Raw genomic sequence first — 22,435 nt, 5'->3', positions numbered from 1 at the left:
GAAGGACGAGATGAGATATCCACGCAAGCGGGCGGTCACCGCCGTCGCGACATTGGTGGCGGGCGCGCTGGCCCTTTCCGCCTGCGCGCAGGGGGGCGGGGGCGGGCCGAAGACGACCAACGCCGCGCCGACCAGGACGCAGGACGCCCAGGCGGCCAGCAAGGTCAAGGTGGGCACCGCGGAGGACTCCAAGGGCCCCGCCGCGGCCGAGCCCGGGGCGACCAAGGGCGGCACGGTCAACATGATCGACCGTGACGACTTCACCCACCTCGACCCGGCCCGCATCTGGCTGAACTACTACATGACCGCGTCCAAGCTGTTCACCAGGCAGCTCACCGAGTACAAGCTGGCGCAGGACGGCAGCCTCACGCTCGTGGGCGACCTGGCCACCGACGCCGGCACCACCGAGGACGGCGGCAAGACGTGGAAGTTCACCCTCAAGGACAACATCAAGTGGCAGGACGGATCGCCGATCACCACGGCGGACATCAAGCACTCGTTCGAGCGCATCTACGCCGACTTCACCCCTGAGGGCCCGCCGTACGCCGAGGAGTGGCTGCTGCCCGAGGGCAAGAAGTACAAGGGCCCCTACGACGGCGAGCACCTGGACACCGTCGAGGCGGTGGACGACAAGACGATCGTCTTCCACCTGAACTCCCCGCACCCCGACTTCAACTTCACCGTGGCGATGACCGGCTACGGGGCGGTGCCCAAGAAGCACGACACCAAGGAGAAGTACGACAAGATGCCCTTCTCCTCGGGGCCGTACAAGATCGTCAGCCACGTCACCGACAAGTCCATGGACCTGGAGCGCAACGAGCACTGGGACCCGGCCACCGACGCGATCCGGAACGCCTACCCGGACAAGTGGCACATGGAGTTCGGTGTGCAGGCGCTGCAGTCCACCGACCGGTTCATCGCCGACAACGGCGCGGACAAGCAGACGCTGACCTTCCACAACCCGGTCGCCACCGAGCGGATCCAGCAGGTCGTGGGCGACCCCGAGCTGATGAAGCGCACGGTCCAGGGCCTGACGCCGTTCACCACCTTCTACAACATCAACAACAGCCGGGTGAAGGACGTGAAGGTCCGCCAGGCGCTGATCAGCGCGTTCCCGATGCAGCAGGTGCGCCAGTTGCAGGGCGGCGAGCTGGGCATCGGCAAGTTCGCCAGCACGATCATCAGCCCGACGGTCCTCGGCCACGAGCCCTTCGACCTGTACGGCCAGCAGACCAAGCCGCAGGGCGACCCGGAGAAGGCCAAGAAGCTGCTCGCCGAGGCGGGCCAGCCCAACCCGACGATCGTGTACGCCTACAACCAGACCCCCACCCAGGAGAAGGTCACCGTCGCGATCAAGACGGGCCTGGAGAAGGCCGGGTTCAAAGTGGTCACCAAGCCGCTGAACCCCGCCACCTACTACGACGCGATCGGCAAGCTGGACAACCCCTACGACGTGTACTGGTCCGGCTGGGCGACCGACTGGCCGACCGGCTCGACGGCGATCACGCTGACCTACGACGGCCGTAAGATCGCCGCGCAGCAGCCGAACTACTCCCACTTCAACGACCCGGATGTCAACGCCGCGATCGACAAGGCCAGCGCGATCGTCGACCCGGCCGAGGCGGGCAAGGCGTGGGCCGCCCTGGATAAGATGATCATGGAGAAGGCGCCCATCATCCCCGAGTTCTACCAGTCCTACTTCGGTCTGTACGGCTCGGGCCTCGGCGGGGTGAAGTTCCACCCGGTCACCGGCGAGCAGTACCCGAACGACGTCTACGTCAAGCAGTGACCACTCGCGCGGCGGGCGCCGAGCCCGCCGCGCGACCCAGAGGCGGCCGGCGGCGGCCGCGCCCGGGCCCACCGCCCGGGGCGGCGGGCCGGCCGGTCCGCCGTGTGAACCCGCATCCCCGGCGGGCGGGCCACCACCGCCCGCCGTGGGCCCACCGGAGAATCCATGTACCGCTTCCTGGTCCGCCGGATACTCGGCGCCGCAATGATCCTGCTGATCATCAGCGCGCTCACGTTCTTCCTGTTCTTCGCCATTCCCAGAGACCCGGCCGCGTTCGCCTGCGGCAAGCTCTGCACGCCAGAGACGCTGGAGATCGTGCGGCGCAACCTGGGCATCGACGAACCGGTCTTCCTGCAGTACTGGCACTGGCTGGTCGGCATCTTCACCGGCCGGGACTTCACCTACGGCCACTGTGACGCGCCCTGCCTGGGGTACTCCTTCGTCAACCAGGAACCGATCTTCCAGGCGCTGGTGGACCGCTTCCCGACCACGCTGTCGCTCACCTTCGGCGCGGCCGTGGTCTTCCTGCTGTTCGGCATCGGCATGGGCATGATCGCGGCGGCCCGGCAGGGCCGCCCGGCCGACAAGATCGCCAGCTCCGCGTCGCTGATCGGCGCTTCCATGCAGATCTACTTCGTCGGCGTGCTCGCCACGTGGGTGCTGGTCGACCAGCTCCAGATCATCGAGCGGCCCTCCTACACGCCGCTGACCGAGAACCCGTTGCAGTGGTTCTACGGGCTGCTGCTCCCCTGGCTGGTGCTGTCGATCATCTTCACCGCCAACTACACCAGGATGACCCGATCGTCGATGGTGGAACAGCTCGGCGAGGACTACGTCCGCACCGCGCGGGCCAAGGGCATGTCCGCGCGGACCGTGTTCCTGCGCTTCGCCTGGCGCGGCGCGATGGGCCCGGTCATCACGATCTTCGGCGTGGACCTCGGCGTACTGCTCGGCGGCGCGATCATCACCGAGCAGACGTTCAGCCTGCACGGCATCGGCGAGCTGTCCATCAAGGCCGTGATCAACCAGGACCTGCCGATGCTGCTCGGCGTGATCCTGGTGGCGGCGACCGCCATCGTGCTGTTCAACATCGTCGTGGACGCCGCGTACGCGTTCATCGACCCCCGCGTACGGCTGAGCTAGGAGCCCTTCGTTGACTGCCCCTTTCCTGTCGGTCCGCGATCTGACGGTCGACTTCTCCACCGAGGACGGCGTCGTCCACGCGGTGAACGGCCTGTCCTTCGACATCGAGAAGGGCACCACGCTCGGCATCGTGGGCGAGTCGGGCTCCGGCAAGTCGGTGACCAACCTGGCCATCCTCGGGCTGCACGACCCGGACTTCACCAGCATCAGCGGTGAGATCGTGCTCGACGGCCAGGAGCTGATCGGCGCGAGCCGCCGGGAGCTGGAACGGCTGCGCGGCAACAAGGTCGCGATGATCTTCCAGGACCCGCTGACCTCGCTCTCGCCGTTCCACACGGTGGGGCGGCAGATCGGCGAGACCTACCGCAAGCACACCGGGGCGAGCCGGGCGAAGGCGCGGCAGCGGGCGATCGAGATGCTGGGCCGGGTCGGCATCCCGCAGCCGCAGAGCCGGGTGGACGACCACCCGCACCAGTTCTCCGGCGGCATGCGGCAGCGGGTCATGATCGCGATGGCCCTGGTCTGCGACCCCGACCTGCTCATCGCCGACGAGCCGACCACGGCGCTGGACGTCACCGTGCAGGCGCAGATCCTGGACCTGCTGCGCGACCTGCAGGAGCAGACGGGCACCGCGATCATCATGATCACCCACGACCTCGGCGTGGTCACCTCCGCCGCGCACGAGGTGCTGGTGATGTACGCGGGCAGGGCGGTGGAGCGGGGCACGGTACGAGAGGTGCTCGGCTCGCCGCGCCACCCCTACACCTGGGGGCTGTTGTCGTCGCTGCCGAGGCTGTCCGCGCCGGTGGACGTCCCGCTCGTGCCGGTGCGCGGCACCCCGCCCAGCCTGATCAACGTACCGCCCGGCTGCCCGTTCCACCCTCGCTGCGACTACGCGGCGCTGGCGGGTCCGGGGCTGTGCGGGCAGGAGCGCCCCGAGCTGTCCCCGCACCGGGGGCACGGCGACGCCTGCTACCTGACCCCGGCGCAAAAGCGTGACATCTTCCTGGAAAAGGTCAAGGAACACCTGTGACGGACACACTGCTGGAGATCTCCGGCCTGACCAAGCACTTCCCCGTCATGGGCGGGTTCCTGGTGAAGCGGCGGATCGCGAGCGTCCACGCGGTGGACGGCGTGGACCTGACCGTGCGCGCCGGGGAGAGCCTGGGGCTGGTCGGCGAGTCCGGGTGCGGCAAGTCCACCACCGGACGGCTCGCCGCCCGGCTGCTGGAGCCCACCTCGGGGACCATCCGCTACCAGGGCAGGGACATCAGCCACGCGTCCAGGAGCGAACTGCGGCCGATCCGGCCGGAGATCCAGATGATCTTCCAGGACCCGTACTCGTCGCTCAACCCCCGCCACACCGTGGGCGGCATCATCCGCGGGCCGATGGAGGTCAACGGGATCGACCCGCCCGGCGGCCGGAACGCGCGGGTACGCGAGCTGCTGGAGATCGTCGGGCTCAACCCCGAGCACTACAACCGGTTCCCGCACGAGTTCTCCGGCGGGCAGCGGCAGCGAATCGGGGTGGCCCGCGCGCTCGCGCTGCAACCCAAGCTGATCATCGCCGACGAGCCCGTCTCCGCGCTGGACGTCTCCATCCAGGCGCAGGTGGTCAACCTGCTCCAGCGGCTGCAACAGGACCTCGGCATCGCCTTCCTGTTCATCGCGCACGACCTCGCGGTGGTGCGGCACTTCTCCCAGCGGGTCGCGGTGATGTACCTCGGCAAGATCGTCGAGGTCGCGGACCGCGAGTCGCTGTACGAGCGGCCCCGCCACCCCTACACCCACGCGCTGCTGTCGGCGGTGCCCGAGGCGGGCCTTTCCGCGCCCGCCCGCGAGCGGATCCGCCTGGCGGGCGACGTGCCCTCGCCCATCGACCCGCCGTCCGGGTGCCGCTTCCGGACCCGCTGCTGGAAGGCGCAGGACAAGTGCGCGACCGAGGAGCCGCCGCTGGTCCGCCTCGACGGCAACGGCGAGGATCACCTCACCGCCTGTCACTTCCCGGAGGCGCCCGGTGTCCAGGGCGGTGACGTGGTGCTCGACCCGGCGCTGAGCTAGCCGGCGGCGCCCTCGGCCAGCGCCCGCAGCGCGTCCACGGCCCTGGCCGGGTCGTCCGCGCCGTACACCGCGCTGCCCGCGACGAAGACGTCGGCGCCCGCCTCCGCGCAGCGCTCGATGGTCTCGGCGGACACGCCGCCGTCCACCTGGAGCCACACCTGGCCGCCGTGCGCCGTGATCAGCTCGCGCGTCCTGCGCACCTTCGGCAGCACGACGTCCAGGAACCGCTGCCCGCCGAAGCCCGGCTCGACCGTCATCAGCAGCAGCATGTCGACCTCGCCGAGCAGGTCGGCGTACGACTCGACCGCGGTGGCCGGATTGAGCGCCAGCCCCGCCCGCGCCCCCGCCGAGCGGATCTGGCGCAGCGTGCGGACCGGGGCCTTGGCGGCCTCCACGTGAACGGTCACGCTCCCGGCCCCGGCCTCGGCGTAGGCGGGCGCCCAGCGGTCGGGATCTTCGATCATCAGGTGGCAGTCCAGCGGGGTGTCGGCCGCCTTGCGCAGGGCCTCGACCACGGGCAGCCCGATGGTCAGGTTGGGGACGAAGTGGTTGTCCATGACGTCCACGTGCAGCCAGTCGGCATTGGACACGGCGGCGGCCTCGTCGGCGAGCCTGGCGAAGTCGGCGGAAAGGATACTGGGCGAGATCTGTACGGCCATGATGGGAAAAGTCTATTGGGCCGGCGCGGGCCGCCGCGCTATCGGGGCGATACGGCGGCCTGCTCCCGGCGGTCCGGGACGGCCAAGCCCAGCCGCAGGAACACCAGCGGCGCGCCGAGCACGATCCACACGGCGACCGTGGTGTACCTGAAGGTGCCCGCCAGCACCGAGGTGCCGAGCGGCCAGCCCGCCAGCCACAGCAGTCCTGCGCCGGCCGCGCCGATCAGCAGACGCAGCGCCCGCCGGCCCAGGGTGCCCGCCACGGAGAACCAGCCCAACGCCCGCATCGCCGAGGCGCCGGCGAGCACGCCGAACAGCGCGCCGGCCATGGCGGTGACCCGGGTGAGGCCGGACGGCCCCGCCTGGCTCACCGACCCCCAGGTGGGCGGAGATGTCCAGCCCTGCCAGAAGACGTCGGCGGCGAGCCCGGCCGCCAGCAGCGCGCCCGCCGGCACGGCGGACAGCAGCACCTGCGCCCGCAGTGGCCGCCCCCGCCACCAAGCGCCGATCCGGTCGGCGTACAGCAGGTGGCCGCCCAGCACCAGCGCCCCGATCAGGACGCCGCCGAGGACGTCGGTCGGGAAGTGGACGCCCAGATGGACCCGGGACAGGCAGATGAGCGCGGCCACCGCGAACGCGCCCCACCAGGCGGCCGGGCGGTCGAGCACGCGGGCCGCGACGCCGGTCGCCACCACGGAGGTCTGCGCGTGCCCGGACGGCAGGCCGAAGGACCGCTCCCCCGACAGCGCCTCCACCCTCGGGTCGATCCAGGCGGGCCGCGGCGCGTGGAACACCAGCTTGGCCACGGCGTTCAGCCCGGCCGACAGCAGGACGGCCAGCCCCAGCCGGATGCCCAGCCGCGGGCTGACGCACCAGTACACGGTGGCCAGCAGCGCCAGCACCGCACCGTCCGTACCGACGGCGGAGGCCAGCCACATGATCGGGGTGAGCCAGCCGGGGAGGTCCTGGACCCACAGGACCGGCCCGATCTCCCACCGATGCAACTCCTCTAAGAGGTCCACCGCCACACCGTACCCAGCGGCGAGGCGATAAGGCCCCCGGTTCGCCGATGAGCCGGGGCGATCAGCCCCCGGTGCGGCGCAGCAGCGCGAGGAACATCGCGTCGGTGCCGTGCCGGTGCGGCCAGAACCCGGCGTAGGGCCCCTCGCCGAGGTCGGGCACCTCGGGCAGGAACTCCCCGGCGTCGAGCCGCTCGGCGTCGTCTCTGCCGCCGAGCACGGCCGCCACCACATCGCGGGTCTCGGCCAGGTGCGGCGAGCAGGTCACGTAGGCCACGACGCCGCCCGGGCGCACCGAGTCGAGTGCCGAGCCGAGCAGCGTGCGCTGCAGGGCGGTCAGCTCGGCCAGGCTGCCGGGGTCGCGCCGCCAGCGAGCCTCCGGGCGGCGGCGCAGCGCGCCGAGCCCGGTGCAGGGGGCGTCCAGCATGACCCGGTCGAAGGCGCCGGGACGCCAGGCGGGCTCGGCGCCGTCGGCGACGATGACCGCCGCCTCGCCGATGGTCTGCCGGACCAGCCGGGCCCGGTGCGGCTGCAGGTCGGCGGCCAGCAGCCGGCCGCCGCCGCCCGCCGCGACGGCGTCCAGCAGCCCGGCCTTGCCGCCCGGGCCCGCGCACATGTCGAGCCAGCTCCCGTCGGAGCCGGTGACCGGCACCCGCGTCAGGGCGAGCGCGACGAGCTGGCTCGCCTCGTCCTGTACCGCGGCCCGCGCCTCGGCCACCGCCGGCAGCGAAGCCGGGTCGCCTTCGGTCAGGTAGGCGGCGTACGGGGAGAACCGCGCGGGCTGCGCGCCGTCCTTGAGCAGTTCCTCGACCGAGGCCCGGCCGGGCCGGGCGACCAGGGTGACCTTGGGTCGCTCGTTGTCGGCCGCGAGCAGCGCCGCGGTCTCCTCCCAGCCGCCCGGCGCGCCGCCCTCTTCCAGGGCGTCGCGGAACGCCGAGACGATCCACCGGGGATGGCTGTGGGCGACCGCGAGGTGCCCCACGGGGTCGTCGTCCGGGTGCGGGGCGACGATCGTGAGCCACGCGGGGAGGGCGCGCGTCGCGACCCGGCGCAGCACCGCGTTGGCGTACCGGGACGGGCCGATGCCGACCCGCAGCCGTACCAGCTCGACCGTGGTGCCCACCGCCGCGTGCGGGGGGACCCGGGTGCGCAGGAGCTGGTGGACGCCGATCCGCACGGCGTCCAGCAGCGGCGGGTCGATGTCCTCGGGCGGCCGGTCGCTGCACGCGGCGATGATCTCGTCGTAGGCGCCGAGACCGCGCAGCGTGCCGTAGGCCAGCTCGGTGGCGAGCGCCGCGTCGCGGCCGCTCAGCCCGCGCTCGGCGAGCAGGCGGGGCATCAGCAGGTTGGCGTAGGCGTCTCGTTCGTCGACCGCGCGCAGCACGTCGTAGGCCGCGTTGCGGGCCTCGTCTCGGGCCGGCTTGCGGGACCGGACGGCCTTGCCCGCCCCGCGTCCCCCTCGCTGTGCCATTCCCGTCCCCACTCGACCTTTCTGGGAAAACCGCTGAAACTACTCGAAGCGCTCGCCTGAGGCGAGCCGGACCCCTCTGGCCCACTCGGCGGCCGTCATCGCGCGCTTGCCCTGGGGCTGGACCTCACCCAGCTCCACCGGGTGGCTGGTGGTGCCGGCCAGCACGCGGTCCTTGGCCACCAGGATCTCACCCGGGCCCAGCGCGGCCGCGTCGGGCGCGGGCCGTACCGGGCCGAGCTTGACGCGGGCGCCGCGGAACTCGGTCCATGCGCCGGGCGCGGGGGTGCAGGCGCGCACCAGCCGGTCGACCCGGAAGGCCGGGGCCTGCCAGTCGGCCCTGGCGTCCGCCACGTTGATCTTGGGGGCGTAGGAGACGCCGTCCGCCGGCTGGGGGCGGGCGGTGAGCGTGCCGTCCTCGATGCCGTCGAGGGTGGCCAGCAGCAGCCCGGCCCCGGAGATCGCCAGCCGGCCCAGCAGCTCGCCGCTGGTGTCGGCCGGGGCGACCTCCTCGGTCGCCACGCCGAACACCGGTCCCGCGTCGAGCTCCTTGACGATCTGGAAGGTGGTCGCGCCGGTGATCTCGTCGCCGCTGAGCACGGAGTGCTGTACCGGGGCCGCGCCGCGCCAGGCGGGCAGCAGCGAGAAGTGCAGGTTGACCCATCCCGCGGCGGGGATGTCGAGCGCGACCTGCGGCAGCAGCGCGCCGTAGGCCACGACCGGGCAGCAGTCGGGCCCGATCGCGCGCAGCCGGTCGAGGAACTCCGGGTCCGACGCCTTGGCCGGGCGCAGCACCTCGACCCCCGCCTCCTCGGCCACCTCGGCGACCGGGCTCGGGTGGAGCCTTCGGCCCCGGCCCGACGGCGCGTCGGGGCGGGTCACGACGGCGGCCACCTCGTGCCGCGACGAACCGAGCACCGCGCGCAACGACGGGACGGCGGTTTCCGGTGTTCCGGCGAAGACCAGGCGCACGCTTCTACAACGCCTTCCCGTGCATGGGGTGCGGGGACAGCTTGACCGCGGGCGGGGCCATCCCGCTCCACTCGGCCTCGCGGACGGCCTTCATCGCCTGCTTGCGCATGGCGGGGTCCATCCGGTCGATGAACAGGACGCCGTCGAGGTGGTCGGTCTCGTGCTGGAAGCAGCGGGCCATCAGGTCGGTGCCCGTAAGGGTCACCGGGTCGCCGTACATGTTGTAGCCCTTGGCCACGGCCCGGATCGCCCGCGGGGTCGGGAAGGACAGCCCGGGGAAGGACAGGCAGCCCTCCTCGCCCTCCTCGTCCAGCTCGTCGGACAGGTCGAGATCGGGGTTGATCAGGTGCCCCAGCTGCTCGTCCACGTGGTAGGTGAACACCCGCAGGCCGACGCCGATCTGTGGGGCGGCGAGCCCGGCCCCCGGCGCGTCCATCATCGTGTCGGTGAGGTCGCTGACGAGCTTGCGCAACTCCTTGTCGAAGTCGACGACGGGCTCGGCGGCGGTGCGCAGCACGGGGTCGGGGAACAGGCGAATCGGCTGGATAGCCAACGGGCCACTCCGTTTCACATCACGACGATCGGGATCTGCCCAGTCTACGGCGGGCCGCCGGCCGGGCGGACGATCGCCGCGTCGGGGCGGGCACGCCCGTGCCGGTCAGCCGATCGCCTGGGACCGGGCGCGCATGGCGGACTTGCGGGCCGCCTTGGCGATCTCGCCGTCGGGGTGGTGGGCGGCGAGCATGTCGAGCGCGGGCAGCGCGTCCGGGTGGTCGACCCTCGGCATCTCCTCCACCAGGCGGGCCAGCTCCTCCTGTGAGGCGAGCACGTCGAAGCCCGCCATCTCCTCGGGGCCGCCCTCGACGTAGAGCAGCGAGGCCAGCGTGTCCACCGCGATCCAGTCGCCGTCTTCCGGGGTGAGCGCGGGCGCGGGCAGGTCGCGGACGTGCAGCCAGGAGGCGGCGTAGCGCCACACGACCGGGTCGCCGAGCGCGGCCCGGAAGGGCTCCTCGGCCTCGGGGCCCAGCTCCGAAAGGACGGTCACGGCGGTCGCCCGCCTGCCGGGGGTGCCGGACGCGGCGACCTCGATCAGCTCGCGGGCGGCGGCCTCGGGGGTGCGCCGCTCCAGCCACACCGAGACCGCGCTCGGCGCGCCGTCGCCGGCCAGCAGGGTGTCCACCAGCTCGGCCGCGCCGAGGTCGGCGAACACCGCGACCTCCCCGACGGTGGGCGCGTCGTGGCCCTCGCGCAGAAGGTCCTGGCGCACCGCCCACAGCCCGAGGGAGGTGAGCCGGTGCCTGCCCTCCGCGGTCTCCTCCAGCAGGCCGCAGTAGGCCAGCAGGGCCAGGGCGCGGGACAGCTCGCCGGGGAGCGTCGCGGTCAGCCGGCGCATGTCGTCGGGGCGCGCCTCGCAGGCCACCTCGTGCGACTGGAGGATGCCCTTGACCAGGGTCGGCTCGGCGATGCCCGCGCTGACGGAGTACATCGTGGCGAGCATCTCGGCGAGGTGGTCATCGACGACGGCCGAACCGGTCAGGCCCTCGTCGGCGCGGTCCAGGACGTCCATGACCACGCCGTCCCAGAAGTCCATCGTGGCGGTGTCGGTGACCGGGCCGGGCTCGGCCAGCATCCCGGTGATCCGCACCAGGCCGGTGTTGACCGCGACCACCCACAGCAGGTGGAGCAGCGGAAGATCGCGCGCGGAGCCCGCGGCGGCCAGGACGTCGCCGGGGATCGGCAGCCGGAGATGGGCCACGGCCGCCCGGGCCTCGGGGAGCGGCAGCAGGCGCTCGGCGGTCAGCTCCCTGGCGCCGGTCCAGGCCGCGAGGCGGCGGGCGTCGGCGACCAGCGGCACCGCGGGCACCGCGGCGGCCAGCTCGGCCGCATCGGCCAGCGCGACCGGCGGGAAGCTCAGCACCTCCGCGTCGCAGTCGGGGCAGCCGCACGCCGCGGCCTCGCCTCCGGCGTGGTCCGGGCCCGCCGCGCCGACGCCGGCCATGCCGGTCAGGTCGTCGAGACCCAGGTCGCCGGCCGCTCTCCGCAGCTCGCCGAGATCAAAGACGTTTCCCTTGTTCGCGCTCTTTGCCACTCACGAAACTTACTGCACACCGGCCACAGCCGCGTACGTCATCCGATGGATCGGGACCGCGCTTTGAAGGCCGCCTTGCGCGCGATCTTGGCCACCGTGTCGTCGGTCAGCGCCCTGCCCAGCAACTCCAGGACCTCGGCGACATCGGGGTGATCGACCCGCCACATCTCCTCGATCATGTGGGCGGGCGGGCCGGAGGCGGCGATGTTGGCGGCGAACTCGTCGAGGTCGTCGCCGGCCGCCGGCATCGCGAGGGCCAGCATGTCCACGCTCATCCACAGCAGCTCCTCCTGGGTGAGCGCGGGGGTGGGCAGGCCGCGCGAGGTGAGCCAGTGGATGACGTACGGGCGCAGCTCCGGGTCGGCCAGGTGGCCGCGTACGGCGGGCTCGGCCTCCGGGCCCAGCCGGTCCACGATGGTCACCGCCAGGCCGCGGGCCACCGCGGGCTTGCCGCCGGCGGCGGCGAGCAGGTCGGCCGCCGCGCCTTCGGGGGTGCGGTGCGCCAGCCATCGGGAGATGTCCTGTTCGGCCTGCTCGGCGGGCGCCCCGCTGAGCAGCGCGTCGATCAGGTCGTGCGCGCCCGCCCCGGCGAGGTCGGGGGCCTCAGGGGCGTCGATGCCGAGGTCGCGGTACAGCTCGCGCATCCCCCACACGCCGAGCGGGGTCAGCGTCAGCATGTCGCCTTCGATGACCTCGACGAGCCCGCAGTAGGCCAGCCGGGCCACGGCCCGGCCGAAGTCGGGGGCCGCATCGGCCTCTCCGCCCTCGCCGGCCGCCCCGGTCTCGGCCAGGCGGTCGGCGACCACCTGGGTCATGACCGGCACCTGGACCCGGTAGAGCATGTCGCAGAGGTCGTAGAGCCGGTCGTCCAGGGCGGGGCTGCCGGTCACCCGCCCGGCGGTGGCCCGCTCGACCAGGAACTTCACCGTGCCGGCCCACAGGTCGAGCAGGTCGTCGTCGGCGCGCGCCGCGGGCGGGGCGAACCCGCCGCCCGCCGCGACGGACGCGCCGGTGACCTTCAGGACGCCCGTGTGGACGGCCAGGCCCCACAGCAGCGCCGGTTCGGGCAGCGCCAGCGCGGCGGAGGCCGCGGCGGCGTCCTTCACCCGCAGCCCGCCCTTGACGGTCGGGATGCGGCCCTCGGCGAGCATCCATTCGGCCAGCCGGTGGGCGTCGGCGAGCAGCGGTACCTCGCGGGCGGCGGCGGCCAGGCCGGTGCGCCCGGCCAGCCGCACGGCCGGCAGCGGCGAGCAGGACGCGCAGTCGCACAGCTCGTGGGCGTCGCCGGCCTGGGCATCGTCGGCGCGCTGCCCGGGAACGAGGGTCACCGGCGTCGGGTCGTCGAGCGCTTCGGGGCCGATCGCACTGAAGATGCTCTTGGCCATGCCGTAGCGCGAGGTGTCGGCGAGGGCGGCGGGCATCTCCGGCTCGACGCGATCGAGCGTGGCCCTCATCCGCACCGCGGTGGAGCCGGGAACGTGTCCGGCCGACTGGAGGAAGTCGACCAGTGTGCGAGCGGCGGCGAGCGTTTCGCGCGCGCTCTCCGGCGGGGCGATCACCTTGCGCGGGTAGATGCTGAGCAGCAGTTCGTCGAAGGTCTCGGGGGCGAAGTCGCCGAGCCGCCTGACCTCCAGATAGTCGCTCGCGTAGTCGCAGAGCAGCCGCGCTTCGTCAACGTCCACGTCGACGCCGTGTGCGCGCCCCCAGGCGCGCAGATCGTCGATGGCCCTATTCACCCATTCGATCGACACAGGGAGAAACTAACGGCTTACCGAGGGCGCGGCGAATCGGGGCGATTCGCGATACGCCGGAAAACCCGCCGACTAGATCCCTTCAACGGGATCGACGCATACCCGGACGACGTCGGGTGCCTTACGCGCCGAACGCGCGCCCGCGACGGACTTCAGGGCGGCGGCGAGCGCCGTGCCGTCCGCGCGCGGGACGCGGATCAGCGCGCGCTCCCTGGTGGTTTCCTCGCCCGTAGTACGGCGTGGCGCGTCCACCGGCACCGGGCCGAGCACCTGGGCCGCGGCGGGCAGGCGGGCCTCGCCCAGGAGCTCCCTGACCGCCTTGGGGACCCCGGTCAGCGACGCCAGGCGCACGGCCGGGGGGAAAGCGAGTTCTATCCGCTCGGACAGCTCGCGTTCGGCGTGGGTCACCGGGTCCCAGCGCACCAGGGCCTGCACGGCGGCCAGCCCCGCGTCGGCGGGCACGACCAGCTCCGCGCCGGGGCGCAGCAGGGCGGCGGCGTTCATCCAGCGGCGCACGGTCTCCTCGGCCGCGCGCAGGTCGGGCCGGCCCAGCAGGGCCCAGGCGTCCAGCAGCACGCCCGCCGCGTAACCGCCCGCCGCGTGCGGCTCGGCGCCGGGCGTGGCCACCACCAGCGCCCTGCCCTCGCCGACCCGCGCGAGCACTCCGTCACGCCCCGAGGTGCGGATCGTCACCTGCGGGAAGGCGCGGCCCAGCTCCTCGGCGGTACGCCGGGCGCCCACCACGGCGGCGCGCATCCGCGTGGCGCCGCAGGAGGAGCACCGCCACTGCCCCGCGATCCTGCCGCACCACCGGCAGTACGGCACGGCGTGCCCGCCGCGCAGCGCCAGCGGCCCGCCGCAGCGCGGCCCGCCCGGCGCGTCGGGCACCTGGGGGCAGCGGGCCGCGGCCCGGCAGTTCTGGCAGGCCAGCACCGGCAGGTAGCCCCGGCGCGGCACCTGGACGAGCACCGGGCCGCGTTCCAGGCCCTGCCGCAGCGCCCGCCAGGCGAGCGTGGGCAGCCGCGCCGCCTGCGCGGCCTCGTCGCGGGCAAGTTCGGCGTCCTCGCCGGCGGCCCGCACCCGGGGGGCGCGCGCCCTGACCGTCGCGCGGGCGGCGACGATCGGCCGCGCCCACCGCTCGCCGACCAGCCGGGTGGCCTCCGCCGTACGCGCGTAGCCGCCGATCAGCAGGCCCGCGCCGGAGCGGTGGGCGCGGATGGCGAGCACCTCGCGCGCGTGGGGGTACGGGGCGAGCGGTTCGGCGAGCAGGTCGTCGCCGTCGTCCCACACCACCGCGAGACCGAGGTCGCGCACCGGCGCGAACACCGCCGCGCGGGTGCCCACCACGATCCGCACCTGGCCGCGCAGCACCCGCAGCCAGCGCCGGTAACGCTCGGCGGGGCCGAGGTCGGCGGTCAGTGCGACGTGCCTGCCCGGCCCCAGGACGGCCGTCAGCGCCTCGTCGGCCAGCGCCACGTCCTTGCCGTCAGGCACCGCCACCAGCGTGCCCCTGCCGCCCGTCAGCGCCGCCCTGGCCGCCGCCGCCACGGCCACCGCCCACTCAGGGGCGGGATGCGGCCGGCCGCCCCACTCGCCCGGCAGCGCCGACCACACCGCGCGCGGCGCGCGGCCGTCGGCCAGCGCCGCCAGGAACGACGGCCCGGCCGGGTAGGCGTCCCACACCCCGGCCCCGGAGTCGGCGGGCAGGCCGGTCTCCTCCGGCGGGGCCGCCGGCGCCTCGGCCTCCACGCGGGCGTGGCGCGGCGGTACGGCCAGCCGCAGGACGTCGGCGCGGGTGCCCGCGTAGCGGTCGGCCACGGCGCGGGCGAGGGCGGCGATCTCGGGAGTGAGCACCGGTTCCGGGGAGATGACGCGTTCCAGGGGGGTCAGCCTGCCGGTGTGCTCGGTGTCCTCGGCGCGCTCCAGCAGGAAGCCGTCCAGCAGCTTGCCCGCGAACCTGACCCGGACCCGGCACCCCGGCACGGCGCTGTCGTGCAGCGCCGCCGGGACGAGGTAGTCGAACTCGCGGTCCAGGTGCGGCAGCGGGTTGTCCACGACGACTCTGGCCACCGGCGAGGTGGGGGCGGGCACCACCGCGCCCTTGGCGGCCCCGCCGCCCGGCCGTGCCGCGGGGGGCACGGGGGCGGCGATCAGCTCGCCCTGCTCTCCCCCGCCGGCGTCCGTCGCGCCCGGTGCGCCGCTCCCCTTGCTCACGCACCTGTCCTACCAGACCCGCGAAGGCGGGAAGTGTTTTGGCCAGTGGGTGCCGCCCGGAACTGGAGCGATCCACCCTAGTTTCCTCAGGCGGCGGGGGACCCCTCCCGCTCGGCGCCTGAGCGCTGCGGAAACACATTGGCACATCTCGTCACCCACTGGCCTCACATAGTGTTGTGGCCCGGGAGAAATCGCACATCCGGAAAAGTGCCTAGGCGTCGGCCCATTGGGTGCGTTCGGCGAACCAGGCGGCGACTTGGGTGCGGGAGGCGAGGCCGCCCTTGGCGAGGATGTTCCGGACGTGCGCGTCCACAGTACGCTTGGCGATCAACAGCCGCACGGCGATCTGCGGATTGGACAGCCCTTCCGCGATCAGCTCGGCGACCTCCAGCTCACGCGGGGTCAGCGTGGACGTCACGGGCCGGCCGATCCGGACCGGCGCGGGGGCCGGGACCGCCGCCGCGCCCTGCGGGAGGCGGCTCCACCGCCCGGCGCCGAGCCGGTGGCCGAGCACCGCGCGGCCGGGGCGGCCGAAGTTCGGGTCGAGCCAGAAACGACGGTAGGTCTCCAGCATCCGGTAGCGCCCCGGCCTGCCCGGATCGCCCGATCTGAGCAGGATCGACCGGTCCACCAGTTCGTCCAGGCTCTGCCTGGTCACCAGTACGCCCTCGCGGGTCACCGCCCGGCGCGCGGCCTCCACGCCGAACTCGCCCTCGATCACCGCCAGCGCCTCCCAAAGCGTGCGCTGGTCCGGGCGGCACAGCTCGTGGCTCCAGGCGATGGCGGCGCGCAGGTCGCGGTGGCGGGGCGCGGCGGTGTGGGCGCCCCAGCCGGGCATGGTGGTCATGTCGTCGAGCCGTTCCAGCAGCTCGGGGATGGACAGCGAGCGGGTGCGCGCCGCGGCCAGCTCGATCGCCAGCGGCAGGCCGTCCAGGCACCTGCACACCTGGGCGACGTCCGTGAGGGCGCACGAGGTGAGCGAGAAGTCCGGATCGACGGCCACGGCCCGCTCGGCGAACAGCGCCACGGACGGGCAGGCGGGATCGGGGTCGGCCGGGTCGGTGAGGGGCAGCGGGTCCAGCCGCAGCACCCGCTCGCCGGGCAGGCCGAGCGGGCTGCGGCCGGTGGCCAGCACGCGTACCCGGGGCGCGCCCCGGAGCAGCGCCTCCACCAGCGGCCCGATCTCGGTGGGCAGGTGCTCGCAGGTGTCGAGCACGAGCAGCGCCCTGCGGTCGCCCAGCGCCTCGGCGAGCCCGTCGCCGTCCTCGGCGTGCTCGCCGTGCCGCCCGAGGGCGGCGGCGACGGCGGCGGCCGGGCCCGGCCCTCCGGCCGGACGCAGGTGCGCGGGCGCCACCTGCGACAGCTCGACGTGCCACAGGCCGTCGGGGAAGCGCCTGCGCACGCCGTCGGCGACGCGCAGCGCCAGCCGGCTCTTGCCCACGCCCGCCGGCCCGGTCACGGTGAGCAGCCGCCCGCCCATCAGCATCCGCCCGCCCGCGGCCAGTTCACCGGTACGGCCGACGAAGCTGGTCATCTCCGCGGGGAGGTTGCCGGGCCTTCGCTCGGCCATGGTCAGCCTCCTTCCCGGTGCCTGATCGCCCAGGCGGCGATCTGGCTGCGCGAGGAGAAGTCGAGCTTGGCCAGGATGTGCTCGACGTGGGTGTCGATCGTACGGCGGCCGACCACCAGCCGTTGCGCGATCTCCTTGTTGGTCAGGCCGTCGGCCACCAGGTCGGCGACCTCCAGCTCCCGCGGGGACAACGGGGTCACACGCTCCTTGGGGGCGGCCTGCGGCGCGCCGGGCCGCTCGCCGAGGGCGTAGGCGATGGCCTCGTCCATCGACATCGCGCCGCCCTCGGCCGCGGCCTCCTCGTACTCGGCGGGCGCGAGCGCCCGGCGCAGGGTCTCCTCGCAGCGGGTGTGCTCGGCCAGGAAGTGCGGCGAGCCGTACAGGGGCCTGCGGACCTGCCGCCAGGTGCCGTGCGATGCGTGCAGCAGGCGGGCCGCCCAGGCGGGGTCCTCCTGGCCGGTGACCAGCCAGGCCACCAGCTCCAGGCACAGGGACGCGCCGCTGGCGTCGTGCAGCCGCCGCTGGGTGCGCAGCGCCTCCTTGGCCAGCGCGAGCGCGCCGGGCAGCTCGCCCCGCGCCCGTAGCACCAGGCTGAGCCCGAGGTCGGCCCACGAGCGCGCCCACGACTGGCCGGAGTCCTCGCATTCGCGCTTGCACTCCAGCAGCACCCCGGCCGCGTCGTCGGGACGCCCCAGCCACAGCCGGGTGATGCCCAGCTCCACCATCGCGGCAAGCACCGTGATGTCCGGGGACCCGCCGGCGCGCAGCCGGCCGATCGCCTCGGTCAGGTGGGCGTCGGCGGCGGCGAGGTCGCCCTCGGCGTAGGCCAGGGTGCCGCGCATCTTCTCCAGGTGGACGTGGCTGGGCGGAGCGTCGATCCGCGACACCAGGTCGGCGCACTCGTCGAGCGTCTGCCTGGAGGTGCGTAAATCGCCCTGGGCGACCATCACGTACGCGAGCAGCAGCAGGAGTCGTACCCGGGTCACGTCGTCCAGCCTGGCCACCCGGACGAACCACTCCATGTAGTGCCGGCCCTCGCGGCCCATCCCGCAGGCGACCCACAGGAAGGTCAGCGTGATGACGAGCTTGACCCCGTCGTCGGTCTCGGCCGGGTCGGTCGCGCAGAACTCCAGCGCGGCCCGCAGGTTGGGCCACTCCTCGCGGACCCGCTGCCACTCCTCGGCCTGGTCGCCGCGCGGCGGCACCGCCGAGGCGGCGGCGGCCAGCTCGGCGTAGTGGTCGCGGTGGCGGGCCAGCAGCACCCGGCGGCGGTCGTGCTCGTGCATCTGCGCCGCGCCGTACTCGCGCAGGCTGTCGGGCATCCGGTAGGTGGTGCGGTCCGGGCCCTTGATGCACACCAGGATCGACTTGGCCACCAGGCCGTCCAGCGCCGGGTAGACCTCGTGCGGGGGCAGGCCGTCCTGGGCGCACACGGCCTCGGCCGCGGCGAGGTCGAAACGGCCGGGGAAAACCGAAAGGCCCGACCACAGCAGTCGTTCGGCGCCGGTGCAGAGGCCGTGACTCCACGCGATCGCGGCCTGCATGGTGCGGTGGCGCGGGTCATCCGCGCAGGTGTCCTCCTCTTCGGCCCAGAACCGCTCGTCGAGCAGGGTCAGGATGCGCTCGATCGGCAGCGACCGCACCCGGCCCGCCGCCAGTTCCAGGGCCAGGGGGATGCCGTCCAGGCGGCGGCACAGCTCGCCGACCACGAGGGCGTTCTGTTCGGTCAGCTCGAACCCGGGATCGACCGCGCTCACCCGGTCCAGGAAGAGGGCGACGGACTCGCAGCCCGCCAGCTCCTGGACGGACTCGGCCGCCTCCGGGGTGGGGACCTCCATGGGCCGGATCACCAGGCAGTGCTCGCCGGGCGCGCCCAGCGGCTGCCTGCTGGTGGCCAGCACCCGCAGGCCCCTGGCGGCGGCCAGCAGCCCGCCCACCAGGCGCGAGCAGGACTCGACCAGGTGCTCGCAGGTGTCCAGGACGAGCAGGAGCTGCTTGTCGGCGAGGTAGTCGGCGAGCATGTCGAGATCGGGCACCGACTGGTCGGGGATCTCCAGGGCCCGAGCGACGACCTGGGCCAGCCGGTCGGGGTCGGACAGGCTGGAAAGCTCCACGAACAGCACGCCGTCGGCGAAGGCCCTGCGCATGCTCTCCGCCGCGCGCAACGCGACTCTGGTCTTGCCCACTCCGGCGATCCCGGTCAGGGTGACCAGACGGGATCTCTCCAGAGTGCGCCGGATGTCGGCGGTCTCCCTCCGCCTGCCGACGAAGGTCGTCGGGTCGGCGGGCAGGGCGGGCCGCCCACTCGGCATCATGCGCAGGTCACCAACTCCCCGAAGATCTGCGTTTTCCAATCCTGGAACGCCGGCCGCCGGATGTCCAGGCGTGCGCGCACTTCCGCCCCGCCCCTCGCGGCGGCGAGGACGGCGGGGCGGAGAAGTGCGAGTCCTTCGTGGCCGTGGGCGGTCAGGCGCCCACGGCGGCGCGCAGGGCCTCGGCGCGGTCGGTGCGCTCCCAGGAGAAGTCGGGCTCCTCGCGGCCGAAGTGGCCGTAGGCGGCGGTCTGGGAGTAGATCGGCCGCAGCAGGTCGAGGTCGCGGATGATCGCGGCCGGGCGCAGGTCGAAGACCTCCAGCACGGCCTTCTGGATGCTCTCGACCGGAGCGGTCTCGGTGCCGAAGGTCTCGATGAACACGCCGACCGGCTGGGCCTTGCCGATCGCGTAGGCGACCTGCACCTCGGCGCGCTCGGCCAGCCCGGCGGCCACGACGTTCTTGGCGACCCAGCGCATCGCGTACGCGGCGGAGCGGTCGACCTTGGACGGGTCCTTGCCGGAGAAGGCGCCGCCGCCGTGGCGGGCCATGCCGCCGTAGGTGTCGACGATGATCTTGCGCCCGGTCAGGCCGGCGTCGCCCATCGGGCCGCCGATCTCGAAGCGGCCGGTCGGGTTGACCAGCAGGCGGTAGCCGTCGCTCGGGATCTCCAGCCCGGCGAGCACAGGGTCGACCACGTGCTCCTTGAGATCGGGGGCCAGCATCTCCTTGAGGTCGATCTCCGCCGCGTGCTGGGTGGAGACCACGACGGTGTCCAGGCGGACCGGGACGACGCCGTCGTACTCGACGGTGACCTGGGTCTTGCCGTCGGGACGCAGGTAGGGGACGGTGCCGGACTTGCGGACCTCCGACAGGCGGGCGGCCAGCCGGTGCGCCAGCATGATCGGCAGCGGCATCAGCTCGGGCGTCTCGCGGCAGGCGAAGCCGAACATCAGGCCCTGGTCGCCCGCGCCCTGGCGGTCGAGGTCGTCGACGCCCAGGCCCTCGCGGTTCTCGTAGGCGTCATCGACGCCCTGGGCGATGTCGGGCGACTGTGCGCCGATGGACACCGACACGCCGCAGGAGGCGCCGTCGAAGCCCTTGTGCGAGGCGTCGTAGCCGATCTCCAGGATCTTCTCGCGGATCAGGGCCGGGATGTCGACGTAGGTCTCCGTCGTCACCTCGCCGGCGACGTGGACCTGGCCGGTGGTGATCAGCGTCTCGACGGCGACGCGGCTGGTCGCGTCGTCCTTGAGCATCGCGTCGAGAATCGCGTCACTGATCTGGTCGGCGATCTTGTCCGGATGGCCCTCGGTGACCGACTCGGAGGTGAAGAGGCGACGGGACAACTGAGTGGCTCCTCATGCAGCGGCTGCTGACGGGTGGGGTGCGGCGCGCGGGGGGCACGCCACAAATGCTTCGCCGCAGTGTAGCTTGACCTAAGGTCGCACGGCGAAACCCGGATCAAACCCGGCACGGCCGTATGAGGTCACGCCGCGCGGGCCGGGATCCGGTTACGTCGATAGTACGGCCTCGGCCGTATCCGCGGAGTGGCCCGGCGATCCGTCCCGCTTTGCCGCCCCTGCGGCGCGGATGCCGGCGTTCAGAGGTCCGGCAGCGGGTCGGCGGGCAGGGTCTCGGGGGCGAACACCTCGGCGTCGGCCGCGCACACCACCGGGACGTACTCCTCGTCGATCTCCAGCGACAGCCCGCCCAGGCTGATCACCGGGCCGAGCGAGTGGTCCACCGGCCCCAGGCGGGTGTGGCGGGGATGGGCCGCGTAGACCGCGACGGGCTGGTCCTTGCTGAACATCCGTGTGGAGATCACCAGGATGGACGTGTCGGTGACGGTGACGAGGAAGTGCGCCTCTCCCGGGGAGCCGACCGACAGCGCGGGGAAGATGTAGCGAATGGCCTCCCCCGGCCGCAGCAGCGCCCGGCAGCGTGCACGGACCGTGCTGCTCACCGGCATTTCCAGCCTCCTCCGCGACCCGCAGCGAACCGGCACCTGGGCGGCCCGACACCCGGCGTCACCGCGGGGTGGCCCTGCGGTGAGTATCCGCCTGCGCCAAGCATGCCGCAATGGCCACGCCTGCTCATATCACAGCACAGAGCCGACAATCCATCCACAGCGCTACAAAGAAGGAACGTCCCCGTGTCCGTCCGGGGCGGGCGGCGGTCAGGACAGGCGGGTGGAGACGAGATCCCACACGGTGTCGGCCAGGCCCTCCTTGGGGCCCAGTGGGATCTCCAGCGGCGGGGCGCCGGTGGACAGGATCGTGGCCGCGTTGTCGGGGGTGCCGAACGCCTTGCCCGCGCCGACCTGGTTGACGACCAGAAGGTCGCAGCCCTTGCGGGCCAGTTTGGCCGCCCCGTTGGCCAGCACGTCGTCGGTCTCGGCGGCGAACCCCACGAGCACCGTGGCGCCGGGCAGCCGCCCGGTACGGCGGCGCTCCCCCAGCTCGGCCAGGATGTCCGGGTTTTGGACCAGGCGGATGGGATCGGGCTCGCCGGCCGTCTTCTTGATCTTGGAGTCGCTGGTCGCGGCCGGGCGGAAGTCGGCCACCGCCGCCGCCATCACCACCGCGTCGGCCGTCTCGGCCGCGGCGAGCACGGCCTCGCGGAGTTCGAGCGCCGACTCCACGCGCACCACCTTGGCCCCCGGCGGGTCGGGCAGCGCCACGTTGGCCGCCAGCAGGGTGACCTCCGCGCCCCTGGCCAGCGCCGTCCGGGCCAGGGCCAGGCCCTGCAGCCCCGAGGAGCGGTTGCCGATGAAGCGGACCGGGTCGATCGCCTCGCGGGTGCCGCCGGCGGAGACGACCAGGTGCCGGCCGGCCAGGTCGCGGTCACGCCCGGCTAGGACGCGCACGCACAGGTCGAAGATCTCGCGCGGGTCGGGCAGCCGCCCGCGGCCGCTGTCGGCGCCGGTCAGCCTGCCCACGGCGGGCTCGATCACCACGGCCCCGCGCTCGCGCAGCGTCGCGACGTTGGCGCGGGTGGCGGCGTGCTCCCACATCTCGGTGTGCATGGCGGGCGCGAAGACGACCGGGCACCGGGCGGTGAGCAGGGTGTTGGTCAGCAGGTCGGAGGCGAGGCCGTGGGCGGCCCTGGCCAGCACGTCGGCGGTGGCGGGCGCGACGACCACCAGGTCGGCCTCCTGGCCGATGCGGACGTGCGGCACCTCATGGACCGAGTCCCACACCTCGGCGGAGACGGGATTGCCCGACAGCGCGGCCCACGTCGGCTCGCCGACGAATCGCAGGGCCTCGCGGGTCGGCACGACCCGGACCTGATGCCCCGACTCGGTGAACAGGCGGAGCAGCTCGCACGCCTTGTAGGCGGCGATGCCGCCGCTCACGCCGAGAACGAAGCGGAACACCCCGGCGATG

At 73.4% G+C, this 22,435-nt stretch carries 17 protein-coding genes; 4 read left to right on the top strand and 13 right to left on the bottom strand.

Translation table 11 applies throughout. From position 1 onward, the window contains the following. Nucleotides 1-10: 10 nt before the first annotated feature. The 4 genes from C1I98_RS02545 (at nt 11) to C1I98_RS02530 (ending at nt 4,993) form a co-directional block, all read left to right on the top strand. Entirely contained in the window at nt 11-1,789 is a 1,779-nt protein-coding gene (locus C1I98_RS02545) for an ABC transporter substrate-binding protein (protein ID WP_111165421.1), read from the top strand. 165 nt (nt 1,790-1,954) lie between these two features. Then, a complete protein-coding gene (locus tag C1I98_RS02540) occupies nt 1,955-2,932 on the top strand; it encodes an ABC transporter permease (protein WP_111165420.1) in 978 nt (325 codons plus the stop codon). 10 nt (nt 2,933-2,942) lie between these two features. Beyond that, complete coding sequence (locus C1I98_RS02535; RefSeq protein WP_111165419.1) at nt 2,943-3,965, top strand: ABC transporter ATP-binding protein; 1,023 nt, start codon at nt 2,943-2,945, stop codon at nt 3,963-3,965. Next, the gene (locus tag C1I98_RS02530) at nt 3,962-4,993 is read left to right on the top strand and encodes an ABC transporter ATP-binding protein (RefSeq protein WP_306461835.1); all 1,032 of its coding nucleotides are present in this window, start codon (nt 3,962-3,964) and stop codon (nt 4,991-4,993) included. Before C1I98_RS02535 ends, C1I98_RS02530 begins: the two co-directional genes overlap by 4 nt. On the opposite strand, the gene rpe is transcribed toward C1I98_RS02530, so the two are convergent. The 13 genes from rpe to coaBC all read right to left on the bottom strand — a co-directional run bounded on the left by rpe (nt 4,990) and on the right by coaBC (nt 22,425). Continuing rightward, complete coding sequence (gene rpe / locus C1I98_RS02525) at nt 4,990-5,652, bottom strand: ribulose-phosphate 3-epimerase (protein WP_111165418.1); 663 nt, start codon at nt 5,650-5,652, stop codon at nt 4,990-4,992. The two genes, C1I98_RS02530 and rpe, sit on opposite strands and share 4 nt — an antisense overlap. A gap of 38 nt (nt 5,653-5,690) precedes the next feature. Further along, the gene (locus C1I98_RS02520) at nt 5,691-6,674 is read right to left on the bottom strand and encodes a phosphatase PAP2 family protein (protein ID WP_146607256.1); all 984 of its coding nucleotides are present in this window, start codon (nt 6,672-6,674) and stop codon (nt 5,691-5,693) included. Between the two features lie 61 nt (nt 6,675-6,735). After that, entirely contained in the window at nt 6,736-8,142 is a 1,407-nt protein-coding gene (locus C1I98_RS02515; protein WP_111165416.1) for an RsmB/NOP family class I SAM-dependent RNA methyltransferase, read from the bottom strand. A 39-nt stretch (nt 8,143-8,181) separates the two neighbouring features. Then, nucleotides 8,182-9,111 carry a methionyl-tRNA formyltransferase gene (fmt, locus tag C1I98_RS02510; protein ID WP_111165415.1) on the bottom strand — a complete coding sequence of 310 codons (930 nt, stop codon included), beginning with the start codon at nt 9,109-9,111 and terminating at the stop codon, nt 8,182-8,184. Nucleotides 9,112-9,115: 4 nt separating this feature from the next. After that, the gene (def, locus tag C1I98_RS02505) at nt 9,116-9,664 is read right to left on the bottom strand and encodes a peptide deformylase (protein WP_111165414.1); all 549 of its coding nucleotides are present in this window, start codon (nt 9,662-9,664) and stop codon (nt 9,116-9,118) included. A 105-nt stretch (nt 9,665-9,769) separates the two neighbouring features. After that, entirely contained in the window at nt 9,770-11,200 is a 1,431-nt protein-coding gene (locus C1I98_RS02500) for a hypothetical protein (RefSeq protein ID WP_111165413.1), read from the bottom strand. Nucleotides 11,201-11,238: 38 nt separating this feature from the next. Then, nucleotides 11,239-12,936 carry a hypothetical protein gene (locus tag C1I98_RS02495; RefSeq protein ID WP_146607255.1) on the bottom strand — a complete coding sequence of 566 codons (1,698 nt, stop codon included), beginning with the start codon at nt 12,934-12,936 and terminating at the stop codon, nt 11,239-11,241. Between the two features lie 87 nt (nt 12,937-13,023). Then, complete coding sequence (locus C1I98_RS02490; protein WP_233507063.1) at nt 13,024-15,090, bottom strand: primosomal protein N'; 2,067 nt, start codon at nt 15,088-15,090, stop codon at nt 13,024-13,026. A 286-nt stretch (nt 15,091-15,376) separates the two neighbouring features. Beyond that, the gene (locus C1I98_RS02485; RefSeq protein WP_111165412.1) at nt 15,377-16,735 is read right to left on the bottom strand and encodes a LuxR C-terminal-related transcriptional regulator; all 1,359 of its coding nucleotides are present in this window, start codon (nt 16,733-16,735) and stop codon (nt 15,377-15,379) included. 2 nt (nt 16,736-16,737) lie between these two features. After that, a complete protein-coding gene (locus C1I98_RS02480; RefSeq protein ID WP_111165411.1) occupies nt 16,738-19,050 on the bottom strand; it encodes an ATP-binding protein in 2,313 nt (770 codons plus the stop codon). A 151-nt stretch (nt 19,051-19,201) separates the two neighbouring features. After that, the gene (gene metK / locus C1I98_RS02475) at nt 19,202-20,395 is read right to left on the bottom strand and encodes a methionine adenosyltransferase (RefSeq protein ID WP_111165410.1); all 1,194 of its coding nucleotides are present in this window, start codon (nt 20,393-20,395) and stop codon (nt 19,202-19,204) included. 254 nt (nt 20,396-20,649) lie between these two features. After that, a complete protein-coding gene (locus C1I98_RS02470; RefSeq protein ID WP_111165409.1) occupies nt 20,650-21,018 on the bottom strand; it encodes a hypothetical protein in 369 nt (122 codons plus the stop codon). A 207-nt stretch (nt 21,019-21,225) separates the two neighbouring features. Continuing rightward, nucleotides 21,226-22,425, bottom strand: a complete 1,200-nt coding sequence (gene coaBC / locus C1I98_RS02465; RefSeq protein ID WP_111165408.1) for a bifunctional phosphopantothenoylcysteine decarboxylase/phosphopantothenate--cysteine ligase CoaBC — start codon at nt 22,423-22,425, stop codon at nt 21,226-21,228. Nucleotides 22,426-22,435 lie beyond the last annotated feature (10 nt).

The organism is Spongiactinospora gelatinilytica (assembly GCF_003236385.1).
GTDB lineage: Bacteria > Actinomycetota > Actinomycetes > Streptosporangiales > Streptosporangiaceae > Spongiactinospora > Spongiactinospora gelatinilytica.
This window is presented reverse-complemented; position numbering and strand designations above follow the sequence as displayed.

Coding starts and splice junctions, on each gene's coding strand:
- C1I98_RS02545 (WP_111165421.1), top strand. CDS start 11: ATGAGATATCCACGCAAGCGGGCGGTCACCGCCGTCGCGACATTGGTG.
- C1I98_RS02540 (WP_111165420.1), top strand. CDS start 1,955: ATGTACCGCTTCCTGGTCCGCCGGATACTCGGCGCCGCAATGATCCTG.
- rpe (WP_111165418.1), bottom strand. CDS start 5,652: ATGGCCGTACAGATCTCGCCCAGTATCCTTTCCGCCGACTTCGCCAGG.
- C1I98_RS02515 (WP_111165416.1), bottom strand. CDS start 8,142: ATGGCACAGCGAGGGGGACGCGGGGCGGGCAAGGCCGTCCGGTCCCGC.
- C1I98_RS02485 (WP_111165412.1), bottom strand. CDS start 16,735: ATGGCCGAGCGAAGGCCCGGCAACCTCCCCGCGGAGATGACCAGCTTC.
- C1I98_RS02480 (WP_111165411.1), bottom strand. CDS start 19,050: ATGATGCCGAGTGGGCGGCCCGCCCTGCCCGCCGACCCGACGACCTTC.
- C1I98_RS02470 (WP_111165409.1), bottom strand. CDS start 21,018: ATGCCGGTGAGCAGCACGGTCCGTGCACGCTGCCGGGCGCTGCTGCGG.